The organism is Psychrobacter sp. 1U2 (genome assembly GCF_051847575.1).
On sequence record NZ_JBPYDC010001096.1, the window covers coordinates 1 to 708 of the forward strand.

General features: G+C 43.5%; 1 protein-coding gene. It reads left to right on the plus strand.

Annotated elements, in window-relative coordinates; translation table 11 throughout:
• Positions 1 to 708 (plus strand): thiamine pyrophosphate-dependent enzyme (locus ACS8FD_RS20580; protein WP_439277233.1); only part of this gene is annotated, 708 nt, incomplete at both ends.

Here is a 708-nt window from a genome sequence, read left to right on the forward strand (position 1 = left end):
ATACCAGCTTACGCGGTCATAGCGGCGCTATCACTTCTCATATTGCCGCAAGTCCTATTAGTTTTATAAAGGCAATTACTGAATATAAATTCGACGGACTTGATGCTAAGTCACGTCTTTCATGGTTCAACCACTGTCATAAACAACAGCGTCAAGATAGCGCTTTCCCAGAAGTCACTCTTTCTTCTAATAGTCATGAAAAGTATGCCAGTATGACTTTGGTGATGAAAGAGCTGGTCAAAATTATTCCAGAAGATGCCGTATATAGCTTCGGTGCAGGCAATCATTGTTTGTGGGCGCAGAAATTTCTACCAACGAAGGTGTTTCCAAGTCAGTTAAGCAGTAGGAATGGGGCAATGGGCTATAGTGTGCCGGCGGGTATCGCTGCTGCCCTAGAGTCTCCTGAGCGTTTATCCGTTGTTGTTACTGGCGATGGTGAGTTTATGATGAACGAGGCAGAATTATCTACTTCGATACGTTATAAAGCTCCTATTTTAATTATTGTTATGGACAATGGTCAATTTGGTACTATTCGTCAGCATCAAGAGGCTCATTATCCGGATCGTGTGTCAGGTACACAGCTTCAAAACCCTGATTTTGCTTTGATGGCGCAGTCTTTTGGCGCTCATGGTATTACGGTAAATAGTGATGAGCGAGTCGAAGAGCAAGTTGCAGAGGCCATGCAAGTCGTACGTAAAGATCGCAAAA